Below are 19,037 nucleotides of genomic sequence, written 5' to 3'. Positions count from 1 at the left end.
CGCTTCGTCACCGTGCTCAATGGCCTGGATGCTGCCGTAGCGGTGACCGATAGGCAGACTGGCGAGCTGCTGCTCAGCAATCGTGGTTTTCAGGAGGCATTTCATCTGGATCAGCCGGACGCACCGCACTGCCCCTTGCCGCTGCGCTTTGCCGGCAGCGATGGCGAGTGGTACGACCCGGTAGGCGAACGTTGGTATCAGCAGCACCGCCGCAGCACCTTGTGGGTGGATCAGACCGAGGTGTGGCTGTATATCGCCACCGATGTCACCGAACGCAAGCAGGCCGGCGAGCGCGAGCGCCAGCAGAACGAGCGCCTGCAGCAGACCGCGCGTCTGATCGCCATGGGCGAGATCGCCTCCAGCCTGGCGCATGAATTGAACCAGCCGCTGGCCGCCATTTCCAGCTACAGCACCGCTTGCCGCAATCTGCTGGAAGCTGGCCAGATCGCCCCGCAGGAACTGGAAGGGGCGCTGACCCGTATCGCCGAACAGGCGCGCCGCGCCGGTGCCATCATTCGCGGCATTCGCGAATTTGTGCAAAAGCGCGAGCCTAAACGCTCGGCCTGCAAGGTTGGCGATCTGCTCGATACCGCGCTATCACTGCTTGCCGCGCCGCTCAATCGTTATGCCGTGCAGTTGGTCACCGAGCGCGAAGCCGACGGCCTGGTTTTGCATGCCGATCGGGTGATGCTGGAGCAAGTGCTGTTCAATCTGTGCAAGAACGCCATCGAGGCGATGACCGATTGCCCGCCGGCCCAGCGGGTGCTGACACTAAGTACCCGGCAGCGCGATCACTGGCTGGATGTATCGGTGAGCGACCGTGGGCCCGGTATTGCCGAGGCCGATGTGGAGAAGCTGTTCCGCCCGTTCTATACCACCAAGACCGAGGGGATGGGGATGGGCTTGAATATCTGCCGCACCATTGTCGAACACCATCAGGGGCGTTTGCGGGTGGAGGCCAATGAAGGTGGTGGTGCCTGTTTTATCGTCAGCCTGCCGTTGAGCAACTCGCCGCTGTCCTTGCCATTGGCCGCCGACAGCCCGGTCCAGGCGGTTTAGCCGCCACGTTGCCTGTTTTGATCATGAATTGCCTTACAAGAGAGACTTATTGCCATGCTGTCCAGTCCCCGCATTGCCCTGGTTGATGACGACGCTGCTGTGCGCGATGCGCTGAAGTGGCTGTTTGCTTCGCGCAGTCATACCCTGGCCATTTTCGACTCTGCCGCCGACCTGCTGGCCGACCCCGATCCAAGCCGCTTTTCCTGCCTGGTGCTTGACTTGCGCATGCCGGGCATGGGCGGCATGGAGTTGTTCCAGACCTTGCTGCAGCAAGGCTATTGCCCGCCCACCCTGTTTCTGACCGGGCATGGCGATGTGCCGCAAGCCGTTGCGGCGCTCAAGCTCGGCGCGGTGGATTTTCTGGAGAAGCCATTCGACGACAATGCGCTGGTCAGCCTGGTCGAGCGTTGCCTGGAACTGGATGTGGCGGCGCGCGAGCGCTACCAGAACCGCTTGCTGATACGTAGCCGCCTCGCCGATCTGACGCCGCGCGAGAAGGAAGTGATGGCGCTGTTCCTCGATGGCAAGCTGAACAAGCAGATCGCCGACGAGCTGGTGATCAGCATGAAGACGGTGGAAGTGCACCGCGCCCGCGTGCTGGAAAAGATGGGGGTGAAGTCGGCGGTGGAGCTGGCAAACCTGCTCAAAGAGCTCGATTGAGCGGTGCCTCGCAAACAACAAAGCCGCCCGAGGGCGGCTTTGTTGTTTGCCAGACCAAAGCGCTGTTGCCGGTAAGACAGCAGCGCCTGGAATCAGCTCAGCTTGCCGTGACAGTGCTTGAACTTCTCGCCGGAGCCGCAAGGGCAGGGGTCGTTGCGGCCAACGCCGGCAAAGCGCTGGCGCAGGTGTTCTTGCGGCGCATCGAACGGATTGACGCCGTTGCCTGGTGGCAGCTTGGCCAGGTCAGCAAAGTTGGTGATGGCGGCGTTCGGATCGAATTCGGCATGCTGGAATTCCATCTGCGGCTCGTCATGCTGCTCCAGCGCGGCGATATCGTCTTGCGAGCGGATCTGCAGGGTCAGCACCAGATGCACCACTTCGCGGCGGATCTGCATCAGCAGGCCTTCAAACAGCTCGAAGGCCTCGCGCTTGTATTCCTGCTTCGGGTTCTTCTGGCCATAGCTGCGCAGATGAATGCCTTGGCGCAGATGGTCGAGCGAGGCCAGGTGTTCACGCCAGTGCTGGTCGAGAATCTGCAACATCAGCGAACGCTCGAAGTGGCGCATGATGTCCGCGCCGACCGTCTCGGTCTTGGTGTCGTAGGCAGCGCGTACGCCGTCGATTACCAAGCCACGCAATTCATCCAGCTCGATATTCGGATTGCTCGACAGCAATTCGCTCAGGCGCATGCCGATCTGCATTTCCGCCAGAGCCAACTCCAGTGCCGGCACATTCCACTGCTCTTCCATGCTGCCTGGCGGCAAGTGTTCGTCGAACAGATCGCCGATCATGCCATCGCGCAGGGCGGCGATGGTTTGCGAAATATCGGTCGAATCCAGCAACTCATTGCGCTGGGCGTAGATCGCCTTGCGCTGCTCGTTCGACACATCGTCGTATTCCAGCAATTGCTTGCGGATATCGAAGTTGCGGCCTTCCACCTTGCGCTGGGCGTTTTCGATGGCGCGGCTGAGCAGGCCCGATTCGATCGCTTCGCCTTCCGGCAGCTTGAGGCGCTGCATCAGCGCGCCGATACGCTCGGCGGCAAAGATGCGCAACAGCGGGTCTTCCATGCTCAGGTAGAAGCGGCTGGAGCCCGGGTCGCCCTGACGGCCGGAGCGGCCGCGCAGCTGGTTGTCGATACGGCGGCTTTCGTGCCGCTCGGTGCCGATGATGTGCAGGCCGCCGGCCGCCACCACCTTGGCATGCAGGGCATCCCATTCGCCGCGCAATTCGGCAGACTTCGCTTCCAGCTCGGCGCCAGCGACGCCATTGGCGACCAGTGCCTTGATCTGCGCCTCGACATTGCCGCCCAGCACGATATCGGTACCGCGACCGGCCATATTGGTGGCGATGGTGATCATGCCGGGGCGACCCGCTTGCGCCACGATCTCGGCTTCACGGGCATGCTGCTTGGCATTGAGCACATTGTGCGGATAGCCGGCAGCTGTCAGCTCGCGCGACAGCAATTCGGAGTTTTCCACCGAGGTAGTGCCCACCAGCACCGGCTGGCCGCGATCCTGGCAATCCTTGATGTCCTTCAGGATGGCGCCGACCTTCTCCTGGAAGGTGCGGAACACCTGGTCGTTCATATCCTTGCGGACCATCGGCCGGTTGGTCGGGATGATCACCGTTTCCAGGCCGTAGATCTGCTGGAATTCATAGGCTTCGGTATCGGCGGTACCGGTCATGCCGGACAGCTTGCCGTACATGCGGAAGTAGTTCTGGAAGGTGATCGAGGCAAGGGTCTGGTTTTCCTTGTTGATCATCACCCCTTCCTTGGCTTCCACTGCCTGGTGCAGGCCCTCGCTCCAGCGGCGGCCGGTCATCGGACGACCAGTGTGCTCGTCGATGATCACCACTTCGCCGTTCTGCACCAGATACTGGCGATCGCGATGGTAGAGATTGTGGGCGCGCAGCGCGGCATACAGATGGTGCATCAGGCCGATATTGGAGGCGGCATACAGGCTGTCGCCCTCGGCCAGCAGGCCCGCTTCGGTCAGCAATTGCTCGGCGCGCTCGTGGCCGGCTTCCGACATGATGACCTGGTGCTGCTTCTCGTCCACCCAGAAATCACCGGTTTCGCTGTCTTCCTTCTCTTGCGCAACCAGCTTGGGGGCGATCAGGTTGATGCGTGCATACAGGTCGATATTGTCGTCGGCCTGGCCGGAAATGATCAGCGGGGTACGCGCTTCATCGATCAGGATCGAGTCCACCTCATCGACCACGGCGAAGTTCAAGCCGCGCTGTACCCGCTCTTCCACTGCGTAGACCATATTGTCGCGCAGGTAGTCAAAGCCGAATTCATTGTTGGTGCCGTAGGTGATGTCGGCCGCATAGGCGTTTTGCTTGTCGTGGTGCGCCATCTGGCTCAGGTTGACGCCCACCGTGAGGCCGAGGAAGTTGTACAGCGGCGCCATGGTGGCCGCATCGCGCTGGGCCAGGTAGTCGTTCACCGTCACCACATGCACGCCCTTGCCGCTCAAGGCATTCAGATAGGCGGGCAGGGTGGCGACCAGGGTCTTGCCCTCGCCGGTACGCATTTCGGCAATCTTGCCGTCGTTGAGCACCATGCCGCCGATCAGCTGCACATCGAAGTGGCGCATTTTCATCACGCGCTTGGACGCTTCGCGGCACACCGCGAAAGCCTCTGGCAGCAGCGCCGCCAGCGTTTCACCCTTGGCAATGCGCGCCCGGAACTCGGCTGTCTTGGCTTGCAAGTCGCTATCGCTGAGTGCCTGAACCGTGCTTTCCAGCGCATTGATGCGGCGGACCGTCACGTTATATTGCTTGAGCAGCCGGTCGTTGCGGCTGCCGAATACTTTCTTCAGAAGAGAAGCGATCATCGTGTTTCCAACGTATTTGCAAGTGGCCAACAGCGGCCGGTAGCTCTGGTTCAGGGCGCACAGGTGCGCAAAAACACGGCGGACCGGTCAGCCCGATCCGCCATGTCGTTCAATCTTGGCCGAATCACTCCTGAACAAGATCAGGGCGATACGGCGGGTTTCAAGTGCAACTCAATCCACGGCAGCCATGGTCGCTGTCGGGCTGCCATCCACATGCAGGAAATACAGCGGATTTTGCGCAATGCCCTTGTAGCGGACTTCAAAGTGCATATGCGGGCCGGTAGAGCGCCCGGTATTGCCAAGCAGGGCGATTTTCTGCCCGCTTTTGACTGCTTCACCCTCGCGTACCAGCAGCGCGGATGCATGGGCATAACGGCTGGTCAAGCCATTGCCGTGGTCAATCTCGACCATATTACCATACTCGGCATGGCGCTCAGCCCGCAGTACCGTACCGCCGGCGGCGGCATAGATCGGTGTGCCGATATCGCCAATGAAATCAATGCCTTCATGGAAGGATTGCCGGCCGTTGAACGGGTCGATGCGCCAGCCATATAGCGAGGAGCGCAGACCGGACGAGGTGGGCAGATTGGCCGGCAGCTGCCACGACTTCTGCCGCTGCTCGGTGAGGATGGTATCCACCACGCTGAATTGATCGATGGCCAGTTCGATCTGGCGGTCGGTCTGGCTGGTGAGCGCTTGCAGGGATTTGAGGCTGACCGGACGGCTGGCCAGCAACGGTGTGGCACCACCTTGCGGTGCGCTGGTGCTGCTGAGAAAGGGCTTGGCATCGATGCCGGTCTTGTCGGACACTCGCCGGGTCAGGCCGTCCAGCCGCACCATTTGCGCCTGCATCTGGCCTAGCTTTACCGCCAGCAGATCGATCTGCTTTTGCTGCGCGACCGGCGTGCCGGGAATGGCCGGCAGGCTGATGCCGAAGGAGCGGGTAAAGGTATAGGTCGCCCAGCTGGCCAGGGTGAGCGAGCCGAGCAGTGCCAGCGCGCAAAACAGCGCGATCAGCCAGACATGGCGCGGCCCGAGGGTAATGGCGCGCGACAGTCGATTGGAAACCAGTATCACGTTCATGACGATTTCATCGGTCCGATTCAGTTTTTCTGAAGTTAACAGTGCACATCATGGCAACCCGTCCTTTCAGTAGCCTGCTTGAATCCCACAGCCTTGCCCGCCTCAATCGGCTTGCCGATGCACAGCGTCAGCTCGAGTCGCGCTGGCAGGCGGCCTTGCCGTTTGCCTTGCAAGGCTTGAGCCGGGTGATAGGCGTGGATGCCTCGGTATTGCAGGTATCGGCGCGCAGTCAGGCCGTGGTGGCCAAATTGCGGCAAATGGAAGGCAGATTGCTTGACCAGCTCAATGAAAAGGGAGTGCAAGTTAACGCAATCCGCTACCGGATTCAAGTTGAGCTGCTGCCGCACGAGCAACGAAATCCCAAGCGAAATCTGGCACTTAGCGCGGCAGCGCTCGATGCGCTCCAGGGGGCGGCGCAGACGCTGCCGCCATCGTCCTTGCGCGATGCGCTGGCCGAACTGGTGGCAAAACGGCGCCCATCCAGCGGTTCAGGGCAATAGCGCCATCACCCTTGCCAGCGCGCCACGGTGTTGCTGCACAAAGGCCATTCCCGCTTGCCCCATGCTGTGACGTGTTGCTGCATCGTTCAGCAAATGTCGCAAATCTGCCAACACGCCCTGCACATCGTCTGACTGCCGCGCCGCGCCGCCGGCCACGGCATCGGCGACCGCATCAGAGAAATTGAAGGTGGACGGACCGACCAGCACCGGCAAGCCTTGGGCGCATGGCTCGATCGGGCTTTGGCAACCGTAGTCGAGCAGGCTGCCGCCCATCACCGCCACATCGGCAGCGGCGAGATAGGCCGCCATCTCGCCCATGCTGTCGCCAAGCAAGACGGCGGTTTGCGCAGGAACAGGCGTCTCGCCTGACCAGTGCGAGCGCCGCAGGTAAGGGATGTCTCGCATGGCGAGCAGCCTGGCGACCTCGTCAAATCGTTGCGGATGACGCGGCACCAGGATCAGCAAGGCATTTTCCGGCAGGCTGGCGCCAGCTAACGCGTCGAGCAGCAGCACCTCTTCACCCTCGCGCGTGCTGGCGGCAATCCACACCGGCCGATCGCCGATCTGCTTGCGCCAGTGTCGCCCCAATGCCTGCAGCTCGGTGTCGATAGCGAAATCGAACTTGATATTGCCGCAGATCAAGGGCGCAGCAGCGCCCAGCGACTGCAAGCGCGCCGCGTCGGCTGTGCCTTGCGCGGCCACGCCAGCCAGACTGGCCAGGGCTGGTCGCACCAGGGCGGCCACTTTGCGGTAGCCATCGGCCGATCGCGCAGACAGGCGGGCATTGACCAGATAGACCGGTAGTCCCCGTCGCTTCGCGGCATGCAAGAGATTGGGCCAGATTTCCATCTCCATCAGTACGCCGAACTCAGGTTGGAAATGGCGCAGGAAGCGCGCTGCGGCAGCCGGCACATCGTAGGGCAGGTAGGCGAGCAGCACCGTGTCGCCATACAGGGAGCGGGCGGTATCGCGGCCGGTCGGCGTCATCTGCGTCAGCAGAATCCGGTGCTGCGGATAGCGCTCCTGCAAGGCGCGCACGATAGGCAGGGCGGCACGGGTCTCGCCGACCGATACCGCATGCAGCCAGATCAACGGCCCCGCCGGGCGTTGCGGGTAAAAGCCCAGGCGCTCGCGCCAGTGCAGGCGGTAATCAGGTTGCTTGATGCCGCGTCGCCACAGATAGGCAAAGGCTAGCGGCAATACCGCATACCACAGCAAGCCGTAGAGGCGACGCCACATCATGCGAGCAGTGCCTGGGCGGCAGCATGCACCGCCTGCGGCTCGGGACGCTGGCCGATGCCGCCCAGATTGACGGCGTTGCGCTCGGCGATCACCCCGGTAGCGGCTGGGTCGGTGCTGGTGTACAGCGCAACCACCGGCACGCTCAGTGCTGCCGCCAGATGGGCAAGACCGGTATCGACACCAATGGCAAGGCGCGCATCGGCCAGCAGGCGCGCCGCTTCCGACAGGCTGAGCCTGGGCGCCACTACTGCACCGGGCAGGCCGGCCGCTATGCGCTGCGCACGCGCCTCTTCGACCGGATTGCCCCAGGGCAGCACGAGGCCAAGCCCATCGGCCTGCAGACGCTTGCCCAGCGCGATCCAGTCGGCCTCTGGCCATAATTTGTCGTCGCGGCTGGTGGCGGTCAGCAGCACCGCATAAGGAGACGGTGCACACCAAGGCAGGGACAGCGCAGCTGCCTGAATGCCGTAGTTGATCGGGCCATCTGCTGCATAGCCCAATGCTTGCGCATGCAGGCGCCGATAGCGCAGCACCGCATTGAGGCTCCATGGCACGTCGATGCGACGGTCATAAAACCGGCTGGCCAGCGGCTCGCGTGCGCTGCGCCAGTCCATGCCGCAAATCGGTGCCTTGCTCAGACGCGCAACCAGCGCACTTTTCACCAGGCATTGCGAATCGATCACCAGGTCGTAGCGCGCAGTGCGCAGTGTCGCGCGCAAATTGCGCATCTCGGCGCGGCTGGCTGCATCGAAGCGCTGGCGGCGCCAGCGCCGCAGGGCAAACGGGATAATCCGGTGTATCGCCGGATGCAAGGCCGGCAGCTCGACAAAACCTTCTTCGACTACCCAGTCGATTTCGGCATTGGGGTAGTGTTCGATCAGATCGCTGACCGCAGGCAGGTTGTGGATCACGTCACCCATCGACGACAGGCGCACCAAGAGGATTTTCGGCATGAGTCGATTTTAACAGCATGCCCAGCCCGCGCCGATCGGCATGCCGGCGCACGTCCGGATTAACGGGGCTAAGACGATAGCTTGCTTCACAGAATCGAATCCGCCTTTACAATGTCGGCCTGTTGAGCCGATCAAGGCCAGTTCGAGGGGGCAATATGCGCGGAGCGGGCGGAACGCCGGGGGGAAGTGGCCAGTTCTTGCTGGGCCTGATCATGTTCTGCGGCGGCGCTTATCTGCTGCTCAACGCCATACATATCAGCAGCAGCTTTGGTTTTGCCACGCCCTTGTTCGGCCTGTATGGCGGATACAGCCTGACCTCCGGCATGGTGATGCTGCCCTTCCTGCTCGGGGTTGGCATGGTTTTCTACAATGCCCGCAATGTAATTGGCTGGTTGCTTGCCGCAGGTTCGCTGGTGGCATTGGTTTTCGCGGTGATTGCCTCGATCCAGTTCAGTTTTCGCAGCATGAGCGCCTTCGATCTGATCGTGATCCTGGTGCTGACTGCTGGCGGTCTCGGCCTGCTGCTGCGTTCGTTGCGCAGTCACTGATGTCGCCGCGCCGATTTGGCCCTCGGCTTGCTCCGCACTCTACAATGCAGGTTTGATCCATCGTGAGCCGTCAGGCGTGAGATGTCGCAATACTCCTCACGCCTTACTTCTTACACCCTGACAAGGTTGCAACATGAATGTTCTCGTCATTGGCGCCGGCGGCCGTGAGCACGCGCTGGCCTGGAAAATTGCGCAGTCCGACCGGGTCGCCAAGGTTTTTGTGGCGCCTGGCAATCCAGGCACCGCACGGGAGGCTGGCCTGACCAATGTCGCCATTACCGACATCGATCAATTGCTGGCCTTTGCCCAGCGTGAGCATATCGCCCTCACCGTGGTCGGGCCGGAGGCGCCGCTTGCCGCTGGCGTGGTCGATGCCTTCCGCGCCGCCGGCCTGAAGATTTTCGGCCCCACCCAGGCTGCGGCACAGCTGGAATCGTCCAAGGACTTTGCCAAGGCCTTCATGAGCCGGCACGGCATTCCCACTGCGCAGTACCAGACTTTTGCCAGCGCCGAAGCCGCCCATGTCTATGTGGCGCAGCGCGGTGCGCCCATCGTCATCAAGGCCGACGGCCTCGCTGCCGGCAAGGGCGTGATTGTGGCGATGACATTGGCCGAAGCCCATGCCGCCATCGACAGCATGTTGCTCGACAATATGATGGGTGACGCGGGCGCGCGGGTGGTGATCGAAGACTTCCTGGTCGGCGAAGAGGCCAGCTTTATCGTGATGGTGGATGGCAAGCATGTAATGGCCCTGGCCAGCAGTCAGGATCACAAGCGGCTGAAAGACCATGACGAGGGCCCGAATACCGGCGGTATGGGCGCATACTCGCCTGCACCGGTAGTGACGCCGGAAGTGCACGCCCGCGCCATGCGCGAGGTGATCCTGCCCACCGTGGCCGGCATGGCCCGCGACGGCATCCCTTACACCGGCTTTTTGTATGCCGGCCTGATGGTGGATGAGGAAGGGGCAGTCAAGGTGGTTGAATTCAACTGCCGCATGGGCGACCCGGAAACCCAGCCCATCATGGCGCGCCTTAAGTCGGATCTGGTGGGCTTGCTCGAACACGGTGTCAACGGCAGCCTCGATCAGGCTGAGGCCGAGTGGGACCGCCGTGTCGCGCTGGGCGTGGTGATGGCCGCGCAAGGCTATCCGGAAGCGCCTCGCAAGGGCGATGTCATTCGCGGCCTGCCGTCCGAGCATGCCGAAGACGTGCTGGTGTTTCATGCCGGAACGGCGGAGCAGGATGGCCAGGTTGTCACCAACGGTGGCCGGGTTCTATGCGTCACCGCCCTGGGCGACAGCGTCAAGATGGCGCAAAAGCGGGCTTATGAAGTGATTACCGATATCCAGTTCGATGGCATGCAGTACCGCAGCGATATCGGCTACCGGGCGATTGCGCGCAAGTCGCATGTATGATCAGGCGGGCCTGCCGGGCCCGATAGGTCAGCCCGCGCATCAGCGCGGGCTTTTTTATTGCCGATGAACGGCTACGCTAAACCCTAATGGCGAAAAATATATTCAATCGCTATTGTCGCGCGCCACATGACATTGGCAATATTGCCAGTGCCTTCTTCAGGAGAAACCCATGAATTTCAAAGCACTGGCTGTGTCCTTGTTGTGGATGGTTACGCTGGCTTCGCCCGCCATCGCCGACGATCTCGATGAAATCAAAGCGCGCGGTACCCTGATAGTCGGGGTGAAAGATGCAACACCGCCATTTGGTGTGCTCGACCCCAAGACCCAGACCATCTCCGGCTATGACATCGATTTTGCTGCCGCCATCGCCAAGCGCCTTGGCGTGAAGCTGTTGGCCAAGGCGGTGGATTCGGCAGAGCGCATTCCCAAGTTGCAGGCACGCGAGGTTGATCTGGTGATTGCCACCATGACCAAGAACGCCGAGCGTGAAAAGCAGGTGGATTTCAGCGGCGGCTATTTTGTCACCGGCCAGAAGTTCGCCGTGCGCAAGGGCAAGGTAAAGAACCTGGAAGACCTGACCCGTTCCACCATTGGCACCGTCAAGGGCTCCACCTCGGAAAAGCAGCTGCGCAAGGAAATGCCCAATGCCAAGGTAGTGTTGTTCGAGGACTACGACCTGGCCTTCCATGCACTGGGCCAAGGCCAGCTCGATGCAGTGTCGACCGATGAGCCTATCCTCGCTGGCCAGCTGAACAAGATGGCCAACAAGGCTCAGTTCGAGATCACCGATGTCAGCATTTCCATCGAGGTGTATGGCGTGGCAATGCGCAAGGGCGAGAAGCGCTTGCAAAAGGAAGTGAACGATACGCTGGTGGGTATGGAGCAGTCGGGTGAAGCGCAGCGGATTTTTGATCGCTGGTTCGGGCCGCAAACCAGTGCGCCGTTGATGCGCCTGTTCAAGATCAATTCAAAGTAAGCATATCGACAAGCCCGCCTCCGCGGGCTTGTTGCTGTGGATCAGACAAAATTCAGTACGGTATAGAAATGACTGGCCGTGCCACCCAGCACAAACAGATGCCACACCCCGTGGGAATGGCGCCAGCGCTTGCCCAGCCGGTAAAACACGATCCCGATCGTATACAGGCCGGCGCCAAGGCCAAGCCAGAGCAGACCGGCACTGCTCAGGCGGGCGTGTAACGGCCCCAGTGCGCACAAGCCGGCCCAGCCCATCAGCACATACAGCGCCACCGAAGGCGATGGGCGACGCGTCCACCAAAGCTCGCGCGCGATGCCGAGCAAGGCCAGCCCCCAGATTGCACCAAACAAAGACCAGCCCCAGGCGCCACGCAGCGTTACCAGGGTGAACGGGGTATAGCTGCCAGCAATCAGCACAAAGATGGCGCAATGGTCGAGCTTGGCCAGCCGCTGTTTGATGGCACCCCAGCTGCCGTGGTACAGGGTGGAGGCGCCATACAGCAACACCATGCTGATGCTGAATACGCTGAAGCTGGCCAGCTTCCACGGGTCGCCCGCTTGCGCCGCCAGCCTGATCAGCGCAACGGCGCCGATCAGGGCCAGGATGGTGCCAAAAAGGTGGGTCAGGCTATTGAAGCGCTCGCCGTATTGCATGCAACCTCCGCCGCCGGGCACGGTCCGCATACCGGAATCGGCTGCCTATGTGCGCTCGCAGCCCAGTCTACGCCGGGCTGTGTGACAGACTGATGGCGGTCGCGCGCGCCCATCCAGGCGGCGCTTGCTGCTTAGCCTTTGTGGGCCTGCGCCGGCACGAATTCCTCCATCACCGCCTTTTTCAGCAAGGCGGGTGGTAAGAGTCCTTGGGCGATGACAAAGTCGTTGAAGGCGCGCAGATTGAAGCGTTTGCCCAGTGCGATTTCGGTCTGCTGGCGCAGGCTGCGCAACTGTACATAGCCGTAGTAGTAGGCGGTTGCCTGGCCGGGGTCGCGGAAGGCGTAGCGGTCGGCTTCCTGCTGTGCCATGGCATCGGACAGCACCACATCGTCCATCAGGAACTGCTTGGCGCCCTCGGGCGAGATGCGACCCAGGTTCACCATCGGGTCGAGAAAGGCGCGGGCCATTCTCTGCAGGCGCGCCTGCAGGGAGAACAGCTGCCCCTCGGCCGGCATATACGGCAGCATCATGGCTTCGCAATACAGGGCCCAGCCTTCGACATTGGCGCTATTGAAGGCAAACAGCGAGCGCGGTATCGATACGCCCTGCTCGATCATGGCGGCAAACTGCAGCTCGTGGCCCGGCCGTGCCTCGTGGGCGGCCAGGGTCCAGGTTGCCGACTCGTGGCTGAAATCGTCGTAGCGACCGCCCTCTTTGGCGTTCGGATTGCTGGTGGGAAGAACGAACTCGCCGCGCTCGCCGGTATTGCCAAAAAAACGTGGCGGCGACATGCGCGGCGCCGGCTGTTGGGCCGACTCGGCTTCGCTGGCCAGGCGGATGGCGGGCTGGCGATCGGGCAGGGTGAGCAATTGTTCGCGCCGGACAATCGCTTCGATGTCGCGCAGGCGCTGCCAATACATCGGAAGCACTGCATCCGGGGCTAACTGTTTCTTTTTCAGTTCGCGGATCACATTGCGATAGTCGCTTGCGGGCAGGTTGCGCTCGGCGGCGATACGCGTGGCTAATACCTGCATCTGGTCGCGTACTTCCAGATAGTCGGCGCTGGCGCGCTCGATCAGGTTTTCCGGCGAGATGTCGACCCCTTTCTCGCGCAGATTGTCGGCATAAATGGCAGCCGGCAGCTTGGCCTCGTTGCGTGTGCGTGGCAACAGGGCGGTGCGCAGCCAGGCATTGTGCTCGCGCAACTGGCTAGCGAGGGTTGCCAGTGGTGCCTGCCAGCCATCGAGCTTGCACTTGGTGAATTCGGCTTCCAGCCCCTTGATATACGCTTCGGTATTGTCGAGGCCGCGCAGCACATCCTGGCGGTAAGGGCCGGTCAGGCCGGGGCGGGCTAGCGCTTCCTGCTGGGCCTGTCGCGCCAATTCGGTCATGGGGCGAAAGCCCGGCTCCAGCCCGGCATAGCGCTTGAGGCGGATCAGCGCCTTGGCCTGCCTCTCGGGGCGATTGCGGCTGTCTAGCAAGGTGCGCAGGCCGGAAAACACGCGTTCCGGCACATTCAGATAGTCGAGCATCACTTCGTGCTGCAGCTTGGCCGACTCGTCCTGGCGCTCCAGCATGTCGATCATGATCTGAATGTCCTGACGCACATGGCTGTCCGTTTCCGCGCCGAGCTGGGCGCGCAAACTGCCCAGAAGCTGGCGGTTGCTGGCGGATATGCGCTCATAGCGCTGCGGCTTGAGATCGACCACCTCGGTGTCGTAGTCCTCCTTGCCGGTCATCGAAGCCATTTCCGGGTCGAAGCGGGCGATCGCCTGCAACACCGGCTCGGCAAGCTGATTGCTGCGGGCAATCCAGGTGGCCGGTGCGGCAAGGGTGGCCGAGGCCATGCCGATCAACAGCAGGGCGCGCATCAGGATGGGTAGTGCGTTTTGTTTCATTGTGTTGTCCGGTGGGTAAGCGGGTGCGCAACAGTAGGCAGCCCGATCGGGGGCGCACAGTCGCCTGCGACAAGGCGTGGCAATTTTGGCACGAGTGCCACGCTAGCCGGCACGAATGCTGGCGCACCGTGCCAGGCTCTGTTGACGTTTTGCCGGCGGATCGCGTTTCGTCGGAAAGCCGCCAGGCGCAAGGCGTTGTGCACGCAAGGTAGTGATCTACCTCAGTGCGCAACAACACAGCGCCTGGTGGTTTTCCGGCGTAACCCACAGGGCCGGGCCGAGTTTTGCGGTAACTCCGCGTTGTCATTCGCTTGCGTAACCCCTTATGCCGCACCCATTCCGCCTTGATTTACCGCAAAACTCGACCCGGCGCGACCGTCGGCAAAACGTCAACAGAGCCCAGGCCTGCGCCAGTATTTGTTTGCCATGGCGCAAACCCGGACGAGCCCATTTTTGTTAGCCTTGCGCGAATTCGAAATGGCAATAGGGTTGAATCACCATGCAAGAGCGGCTAATCAGCGTTGAACTGGATGACTGGCAAGCGAATGGCGTCGACAGCGCGGCGCTGGCCGCTGCGCTGGAAGATGGCAAGGTGCTGTATTTTCCGAAGCTGGCCTTTGCCATGAGCGAAGCGGAGCAGCGCTTTCTGTCGCCAGCCTGGTCAGACGGCAAGGCCAAGAATATCGGCTATGACGGCGCCATCGACAAACTCAAGGGCGCACAGGGCGACGCGGCCGATCTGGCAGCGCTCAAGGCCATGGTCAAGCGCTATCGCGAAAGCAGCATCAATCTGATCACTAGCTTGTTTCCGCACTATCGCCAGCATTTGCGCATTGCCCAGACCAGCTTCCGGCCCAGCCGGGTAGAGGGGCGCGTCAGCTCCTGGCGCAAGGATGACAGCCGCCTCCATGTCGATGCCTTTCCCTCGCGCCCCAATCATGGCGAACGCATCCTGCGCGTGTTCAATAACGTGAATCCGCAGGGCGAGCCGCGCCAGTGGCGGGTCGGGCAACGGTTCGATGATGTGGCGGCGCGCTACCTTGGTCAGATCGGGCGCCCGCTGCCGGGTAGCGCAGCCCTGATGAATGCCTTGCACATTACCAAATCGCGGCGCAGCGAATACGACCACATCATGCTGCAGCTGCACGACCGCATGAAGGCCGACCCCGACTACCAGGCCAATTCGCCGCAGCTGGCCTTCGGCTTTCCGCCCGGCAGCACCTGGGTGTGCTTCTCCGATCAGACCCCGCATGCAGCGATGGGCGGGCAATTCATGTTCGAGCAGACCCTGCACCTGCCGGTGAATGGCCTGCACCATCCGGAATGCTCGCCCTTGCGGGTGCTGGAGCGGATGCGTGGCTATCGGCTGGTGGCCTGAGCCGGATTGCCCAGCCGGCAACGCCAGGCGCGGACGTGATGACTCGCCTGCCCTTACCTCGCCCAGTGGAAAACGGTGACTGCATCGCGCTGTAACGCCTGCCCGGCTACAATCGCGGCCATGTCTGCCCTCTCGCTTGTCCTGATCACCCGCAATGCCGCCAGCCAGCTCGATGCTTGCCTCGCCTCCGCGCGTGCGCTGGTGGACGATATCGTCGTGCTCGATTCCGGTAGTGATGACGCGACCGCTGCCATTGCCAAGCGCCATGGCGCACGGTTTGTCGTGCAGCCATTTGCTGGTTTCGGCCCGCAAAAGCACGCGGCGGTGGCCCTGGCGCGCAATGACTGGGTGCTGTGCCTCGATGCGGACGAGCGACTGACGCCGGAGCTTGCTGCCAGCATTGCCGCCGTGCTGGTCCAGCCTGATTGCCCGGCGTACCGGTTTAACCGGCGCAATCGCTTTTTTGGTCGCTATCTCAAGCATGGCGAGGCCTACCCCGACCCATGCCTGCGCCTGTTCGACCGCAGCCGCGCCCACTGGAGCGACGATGCGGTACACGAGAAGGTGGTGGTCAGCCACGCTCGCATCGGCCATCTGCGCGGCGACCTGCTGCATGATTCGGCCGAGGACCTGAGCAGCTATCTGGCCAAGCAGAACCGCTATACCGATCTGCAGGCCGATGCCCTGTTTGCCGCTGGCAAGCGGGCTGGCCCCGGCAAGTTGCTGTTGTCACCGCTGACCCGCTTTGTGCGTTTTTACGTTTTCCGGCTCGGTTTTCTCGATGGTGCGGCCGGCTTTGCCCATATCGCCATTGGCAGCTTCTTTGCCTTTGTGAAGTACGCCAAGCTGATGGCGCGCTGGCGGGCCGTTGGCGAGCCTGCCGCAAGCCCCGAGCGGGGCGCGCCCACGCCAGGAGCCAAATCGACATGATGGCGCCGACCTGTTTTTGTATCCAGCCTTGCCCGGCCAGCCGGTGTGATCAGCGCTTTTGCGCGCATTTTTGCGCATTGACGGAACAACCATGAAAATCCTGCTTACCGGCGCCGCCGGCTTTATCGGCATGCATACGGCGCAGGCGCTGTGCGCAGCAGGCCATACGGTGGTCGGCATCGACAGCCTGAACGACTATTACCCGGTCAGCCTCAAGGAGGCGCGGCTGGCCCAACTGGCGCCGCTGGCCGACTTTCGCTTTGTGCGGCTGGACATGGTGGACCATGCGGCGCTGCTGGCCCTGTTTGCCGCCGAGCGCTTCGATGCGGTGATCCATCTGGCGGCCCAGGCGGGCGTCCGCTATTCGCTGCAAAACCCGCATGCCTATGTGCAGGCCAATATCGTCGCCTTTACCAATCTGCTGGAAGCGTGCCGCCAGCATCCGGTGCAGCATCTGATCTATGCCAGCACTTCCAGCGTCTACGGCCAGAACGAGAAGGTGCCGTTTACTGAGACCGACTGCACCGATCATCCGGTCAGCTTTTACGCCGCCACCAAGAAGGCCAATGAGGCGATGGCCCATGCCTATGCCCATCTTTACGGCATTCCGTGCACCGGCCTGCGTTTTTTCACCGTGTATGGCCCATGGGGCCGGCCCGATATGGCGCCCTGGCTGTTCACCCGCGCCATTTTGGCGGGCGAGCCGATTCGGGTGTTCAACCATGGCATGTTGCAGCGCGATTTCACCTATATCGACGATATTGTCGATGGCGTGGTCAAGCTGCTGCCACAACCTCCTGCGCCGGGTGGTGATGGTTCACGGGCCGACCAGAGCTGGGCGCCGTGGCGTTTGTTGAACATTGGCAACCATTCACCAGTACCTTTGCTGACCTTTATCGACACGCTGGAAGCTGCCATCGGGCAGCCGGCGATCAAGGAATTTGTTGCCATGCAGGCGGGTGATGTGCCGGCCACCTATGCCGACACCGGTGAATTACACACGATGACCGGCTTTGCGCCGTCGACGCCTTTGCGCGAGGGCCTGGCGCGCTTTGTTGACTGGTATCGCCGCTACCACGCTGCGTAAGCAGCGCCGCAATATGGGCGGCCACTGCCTTTTGTCTGAGGGAATCCATCGCCTATAACGAGGCGGTGTTGCCATCAGCCAGCCGTTCCGCGCTGGATGCAGTTCTCGCAGCAAATCATTGCTTTGTGGAGTGGTCGTCATGCAATCAAGCAGCCTTCGCTGGAAATCCCTGTTGTGCGCCGCCTTGGTCGGCATGGCGCAGCCCGCCTGTGCCGCCGATATCCTGGTGCGCGCTGCCGCCGACTTCGCCACGGTGGAGCTGAACCAGCCCTGGGATATGAGCGACCCGAGCGTGGTCTACCCGCTCTTGTGGACCCACAATCTACAGGCGGCGACGGTCAGCGGCAGGGTATTCACCGGCACCCCGCGCGATACCGACCCGCACTACTGGGCCCTGTATCCGCAGATACCCTCGTCCACCGCCACCCTGGACAAGCCCAAGCAGCTGATCGACGCCAGCCGCTACTCGAAGCTGTCCTTCTATATGTGGCTGCCGGACACGCTGCCGACCGGGGATAGGCTGGGTCGGGTGGTATGGCATGTGGGTGGCGACACCATTGCCCAGTTCGATGCCGGCTATAGCGAGTCGGCGCTGTTCAATGTCTATCCGGGCTGGCATCTTTACACCCTGGATCTGGCCAGTCTGAAGGCCAGTCCGAATCAGCGCTGGGCCGGCCCGTGGACTGGCAAGATGGCCGGACTGCGCATCGACCCTTGCCTTGGTGCCAGTGCGACCTTCAGCTGCAATACCCCGTTCAAGCTGGCCTGGGTGCGGCTGGTCGATCCGGCCGATACCGGCTCGCGCCTCAAGGACAGCCGGTTGAACAAGGCCGCCATCGTGCTCAGCGATGCGGTGGACAGCAGCAAATCATCCATTGCCGCCGTGGCGCCGGGCAGCGATGGCAGTTTCGATCTGTCCAGTCTCGCGCCGGGTAGCTACAAGGTGGCGCCGATCGCCGATGATGACTATGCGCTGTTTGCGCGCGGTGCCGCCTGGGATTTCAAGAGCCTGCTCGATTTCAACTGGGCGTCGCGCAGTGGCTGGACCCTGGAAGGCATCAAGAACGGCCAGTTCGAAGGCACGCTGACCAGTACCGGCAGCGCGCTGCTGCTCGATGTGCCGGCCTCCCGGCCGATCGATGCGGCCAAGTATCGCTACCTGCGGGTGAAAATGGATATCCCGGTGCTGCCGGCGCAGACGGCCGGCCTGCTGGTTTACTGGGGCGAGCAGCCGGTGTCGCCGGTATCGCACAATAACTTCACCCCACTGAAGGCGGGCCTGAACGAATATGTGATCGATCTGGGGCAAAACGCCACCTGGACCGGACAGATACGCACCTTGCAGATCAATCCACTGATCGGACCGAATGCCAGTGGTGCAGTGGTCAAGCTGGTGTCGGTACGTCTGGGCAAGAGCAATACCGCGCCCGACACCACGGTTGCCTATCTGAGCGATACGGTCAAGGTCAACAACCCGCCCAAAATCAACCTGCTGGCGCCCTCGTTCAAATCGGGCAATGACTATGCGCGCACCGTACTGGGCCAGCCTTGGGATATGCGCAGCCGCTTATCGACGCCGCGGCTCGATAATTTGAGTAGTGCCGACTTTGTCACCAGCATTCCCGAGCTTGGTGTGACTGGCCACTTCCTGCGCGGCACCAATACGCCGGCACCGCCCGGCGCCAATTCCAGCGATCCGGCGGTTTACCTGATCTCGCAGCGCAATGACAAACCGATCGACGCCAGCATCTATCGTCTGTTCCGGGTAAAGATGTATGTGCCATTCAATGCGGCCGACCAGAATGAACTG

Annotated in this window: 16 protein-coding genes; 10 read left to right on the top strand and 6 right to left on the bottom strand. The window is 62.0% G+C overall.

The window, feature by feature from the left end; genetic code table 11:
* Both ACE3OH_RS08020 and ACE3OH_RS08015 read left to right on the top strand, forming a co-directional pair.
* The coding region (locus ACE3OH_RS08020; protein ID WP_374350550.1) for a sensor histidine kinase at positions 1 to 1,059 on the top strand (1,059 nt) is incomplete at its 5' end.
* A 54-nt stretch (positions 1,060 to 1,113) separates the two neighbouring features.
* Entirely contained in the window at positions 1,114 to 1,719 is a 606-nt protein-coding gene (locus ACE3OH_RS08015; protein ID WP_374350548.1) for a response regulator transcription factor, read from the top strand.
* A gap of 92 nt (positions 1,720 to 1,811) precedes the next feature.
* Here ACE3OH_RS08015 and secA read toward each other — a convergent pair whose 3' ends face one another.
* Positions 1,812 to 4,562 carry a preprotein translocase subunit SecA gene (gene secA / locus ACE3OH_RS08010; protein ID WP_374350546.1) on the bottom strand — a complete coding sequence of 917 codons (2,751 nt, stop codon included), beginning with the start codon at positions 4,560 to 4,562 and terminating at the stop codon, positions 1,812 to 1,814.
* A gap of 171 nt (positions 4,563 to 4,733) precedes the next feature.
* Positions 4,734 to 5,645 (bottom strand): M23 family metallopeptidase, encoded by a 912-nt coding sequence (locus tag ACE3OH_RS08005; RefSeq protein WP_374350543.1) that lies wholly within the window; start codon positions 5,643 to 5,645, stop codon positions 4,734 to 4,736.
* 50 nt (positions 5,646 to 5,695) lie between these two features.
* On the opposite strand from ACE3OH_RS08005, the gene ACE3OH_RS08000 reads away from it, so the two are divergent.
* On the top strand, positions 5,696 to 6,145 hold the full coding sequence (locus ACE3OH_RS08000) for a DciA family protein (protein ID WP_374350540.1): 450 nt from the start codon (positions 5,696 to 5,698) through the stop codon (positions 6,143 to 6,145).
* Here the strand turns inward: ACE3OH_RS08000 and waaA are convergent.
* Entirely contained in the window at positions 6,134 to 7,387 is a 1,254-nt protein-coding gene (gene waaA, locus ACE3OH_RS07995) for a lipid IV(A) 3-deoxy-D-manno-octulosonic acid transferase (RefSeq protein WP_374350537.1), read from the bottom strand. The two genes, ACE3OH_RS08000 and waaA, sit on opposite strands and share 12 nt — an antisense overlap.
* A complete protein-coding gene (gene waaC / locus ACE3OH_RS07990; RefSeq protein WP_374350534.1) occupies positions 7,384 to 8,340 on the bottom strand; it encodes a lipopolysaccharide heptosyltransferase I in 957 nt (318 codons plus the stop codon). The genes waaA and waaC overlap by 4 nt, the downstream gene beginning before the upstream one ends.
* A gap of 155 nt (positions 8,341 to 8,495) precedes the next feature.
* On the opposite strand from waaC, the gene ACE3OH_RS07985 reads away from it, so the two are divergent.
* The 3 genes from ACE3OH_RS07985 to ACE3OH_RS07975 all read left to right on the top strand — a co-directional run bounded on the left by ACE3OH_RS07985 (position 8,496) and on the right by ACE3OH_RS07975 (position 11,281).
* Positions 8,496 to 8,888: a hypothetical protein gene (locus ACE3OH_RS07985; protein ID WP_374350531.1), complete on the top strand. Its 393-nt coding sequence runs from the start codon at positions 8,496 to 8,498 to the stop codon at positions 8,886 to 8,888.
* Positions 8,889 to 9,021: 133 nt separating this feature from the next.
* Positions 9,022 to 10,305, top strand: coding sequence for a phosphoribosylamine--glycine ligase (purD, locus tag ACE3OH_RS07980; protein WP_374350529.1), 1,284 nt, complete (start codon positions 9,022 to 9,024; stop codon positions 10,303 to 10,305).
* Positions 10,306 to 10,474: 169 nt separating this feature from the next.
* Positions 10,475 to 11,281 carry a transporter substrate-binding domain-containing protein gene (locus ACE3OH_RS07975; protein WP_374350527.1) on the top strand — a complete coding sequence of 269 codons (807 nt, stop codon included), beginning with the start codon at positions 10,475 to 10,477 and terminating at the stop codon, positions 11,279 to 11,281.
* A gap of 41 nt (positions 11,282 to 11,322) precedes the next feature.
* Here ACE3OH_RS07975 and ACE3OH_RS07970 read toward each other — a convergent pair whose 3' ends face one another.
* Both ACE3OH_RS07970 and ACE3OH_RS07965 read right to left on the bottom strand, forming a co-directional pair.
* The gene (locus ACE3OH_RS07970; RefSeq protein WP_374350525.1) at positions 11,323 to 11,934 is read right to left on the bottom strand and encodes a hemolysin III family protein; all 612 of its coding nucleotides are present in this window, start codon (positions 11,932 to 11,934) and stop codon (positions 11,323 to 11,325) included.
* Between the two features lie 131 nt (positions 11,935 to 12,065).
* Positions 12,066 to 13,832, bottom strand: coding sequence for a DUF885 domain-containing protein (locus ACE3OH_RS07965; RefSeq protein WP_374350523.1), 1,767 nt, complete (start codon positions 13,830 to 13,832; stop codon positions 12,066 to 12,068).
* Positions 13,833 to 14,331: 499 nt separating this feature from the next.
* Here ACE3OH_RS07965 and ACE3OH_RS07960 point away from each other — a divergent pair, with 499 nt between their 5' ends.
* The 4 genes from ACE3OH_RS07960 to ACE3OH_RS07945 all read left to right on the top strand — a co-directional run.
* Positions 14,332 to 15,210, top strand: a complete 879-nt coding sequence (locus tag ACE3OH_RS07960; protein WP_374350520.1) for a Kdo hydroxylase family protein — start codon at positions 14,332 to 14,334, stop codon at positions 15,208 to 15,210.
* 120 nt (positions 15,211 to 15,330) lie between these two features.
* On the top strand, positions 15,331 to 16,140 hold the full coding sequence (locus tag ACE3OH_RS07955) for a glycosyltransferase family 2 protein (protein WP_374350518.1): 810 nt from the start codon (positions 15,331 to 15,333) through the stop codon (positions 16,138 to 16,140).
* Between the two features lie 91 nt (positions 16,141 to 16,231).
* A complete protein-coding gene (locus ACE3OH_RS07950) occupies positions 16,232 to 17,227 on the top strand; it encodes an NAD-dependent epimerase (protein WP_374350515.1) in 996 nt (331 codons plus the stop codon).
* Positions 17,228 to 17,366: 139 nt separating this feature from the next.
* Positions 17,367 to 19,037, top strand: a 1,671-nt coding sequence (locus ACE3OH_RS07945; protein ID WP_374350511.1) for a hypothetical protein, incomplete at its 3' end; no start/stop codon positions are given.

It is taken from the genome of Chitinimonas sp. (genome assembly GCF_041904975.1).
GTDB lineage: Bacteria > Pseudomonadota > Gammaproteobacteria > Burkholderiales > Chitinimonadaceae > Chitinimonas.
This window is presented reverse-complemented; position numbering and strand designations above follow the sequence as displayed.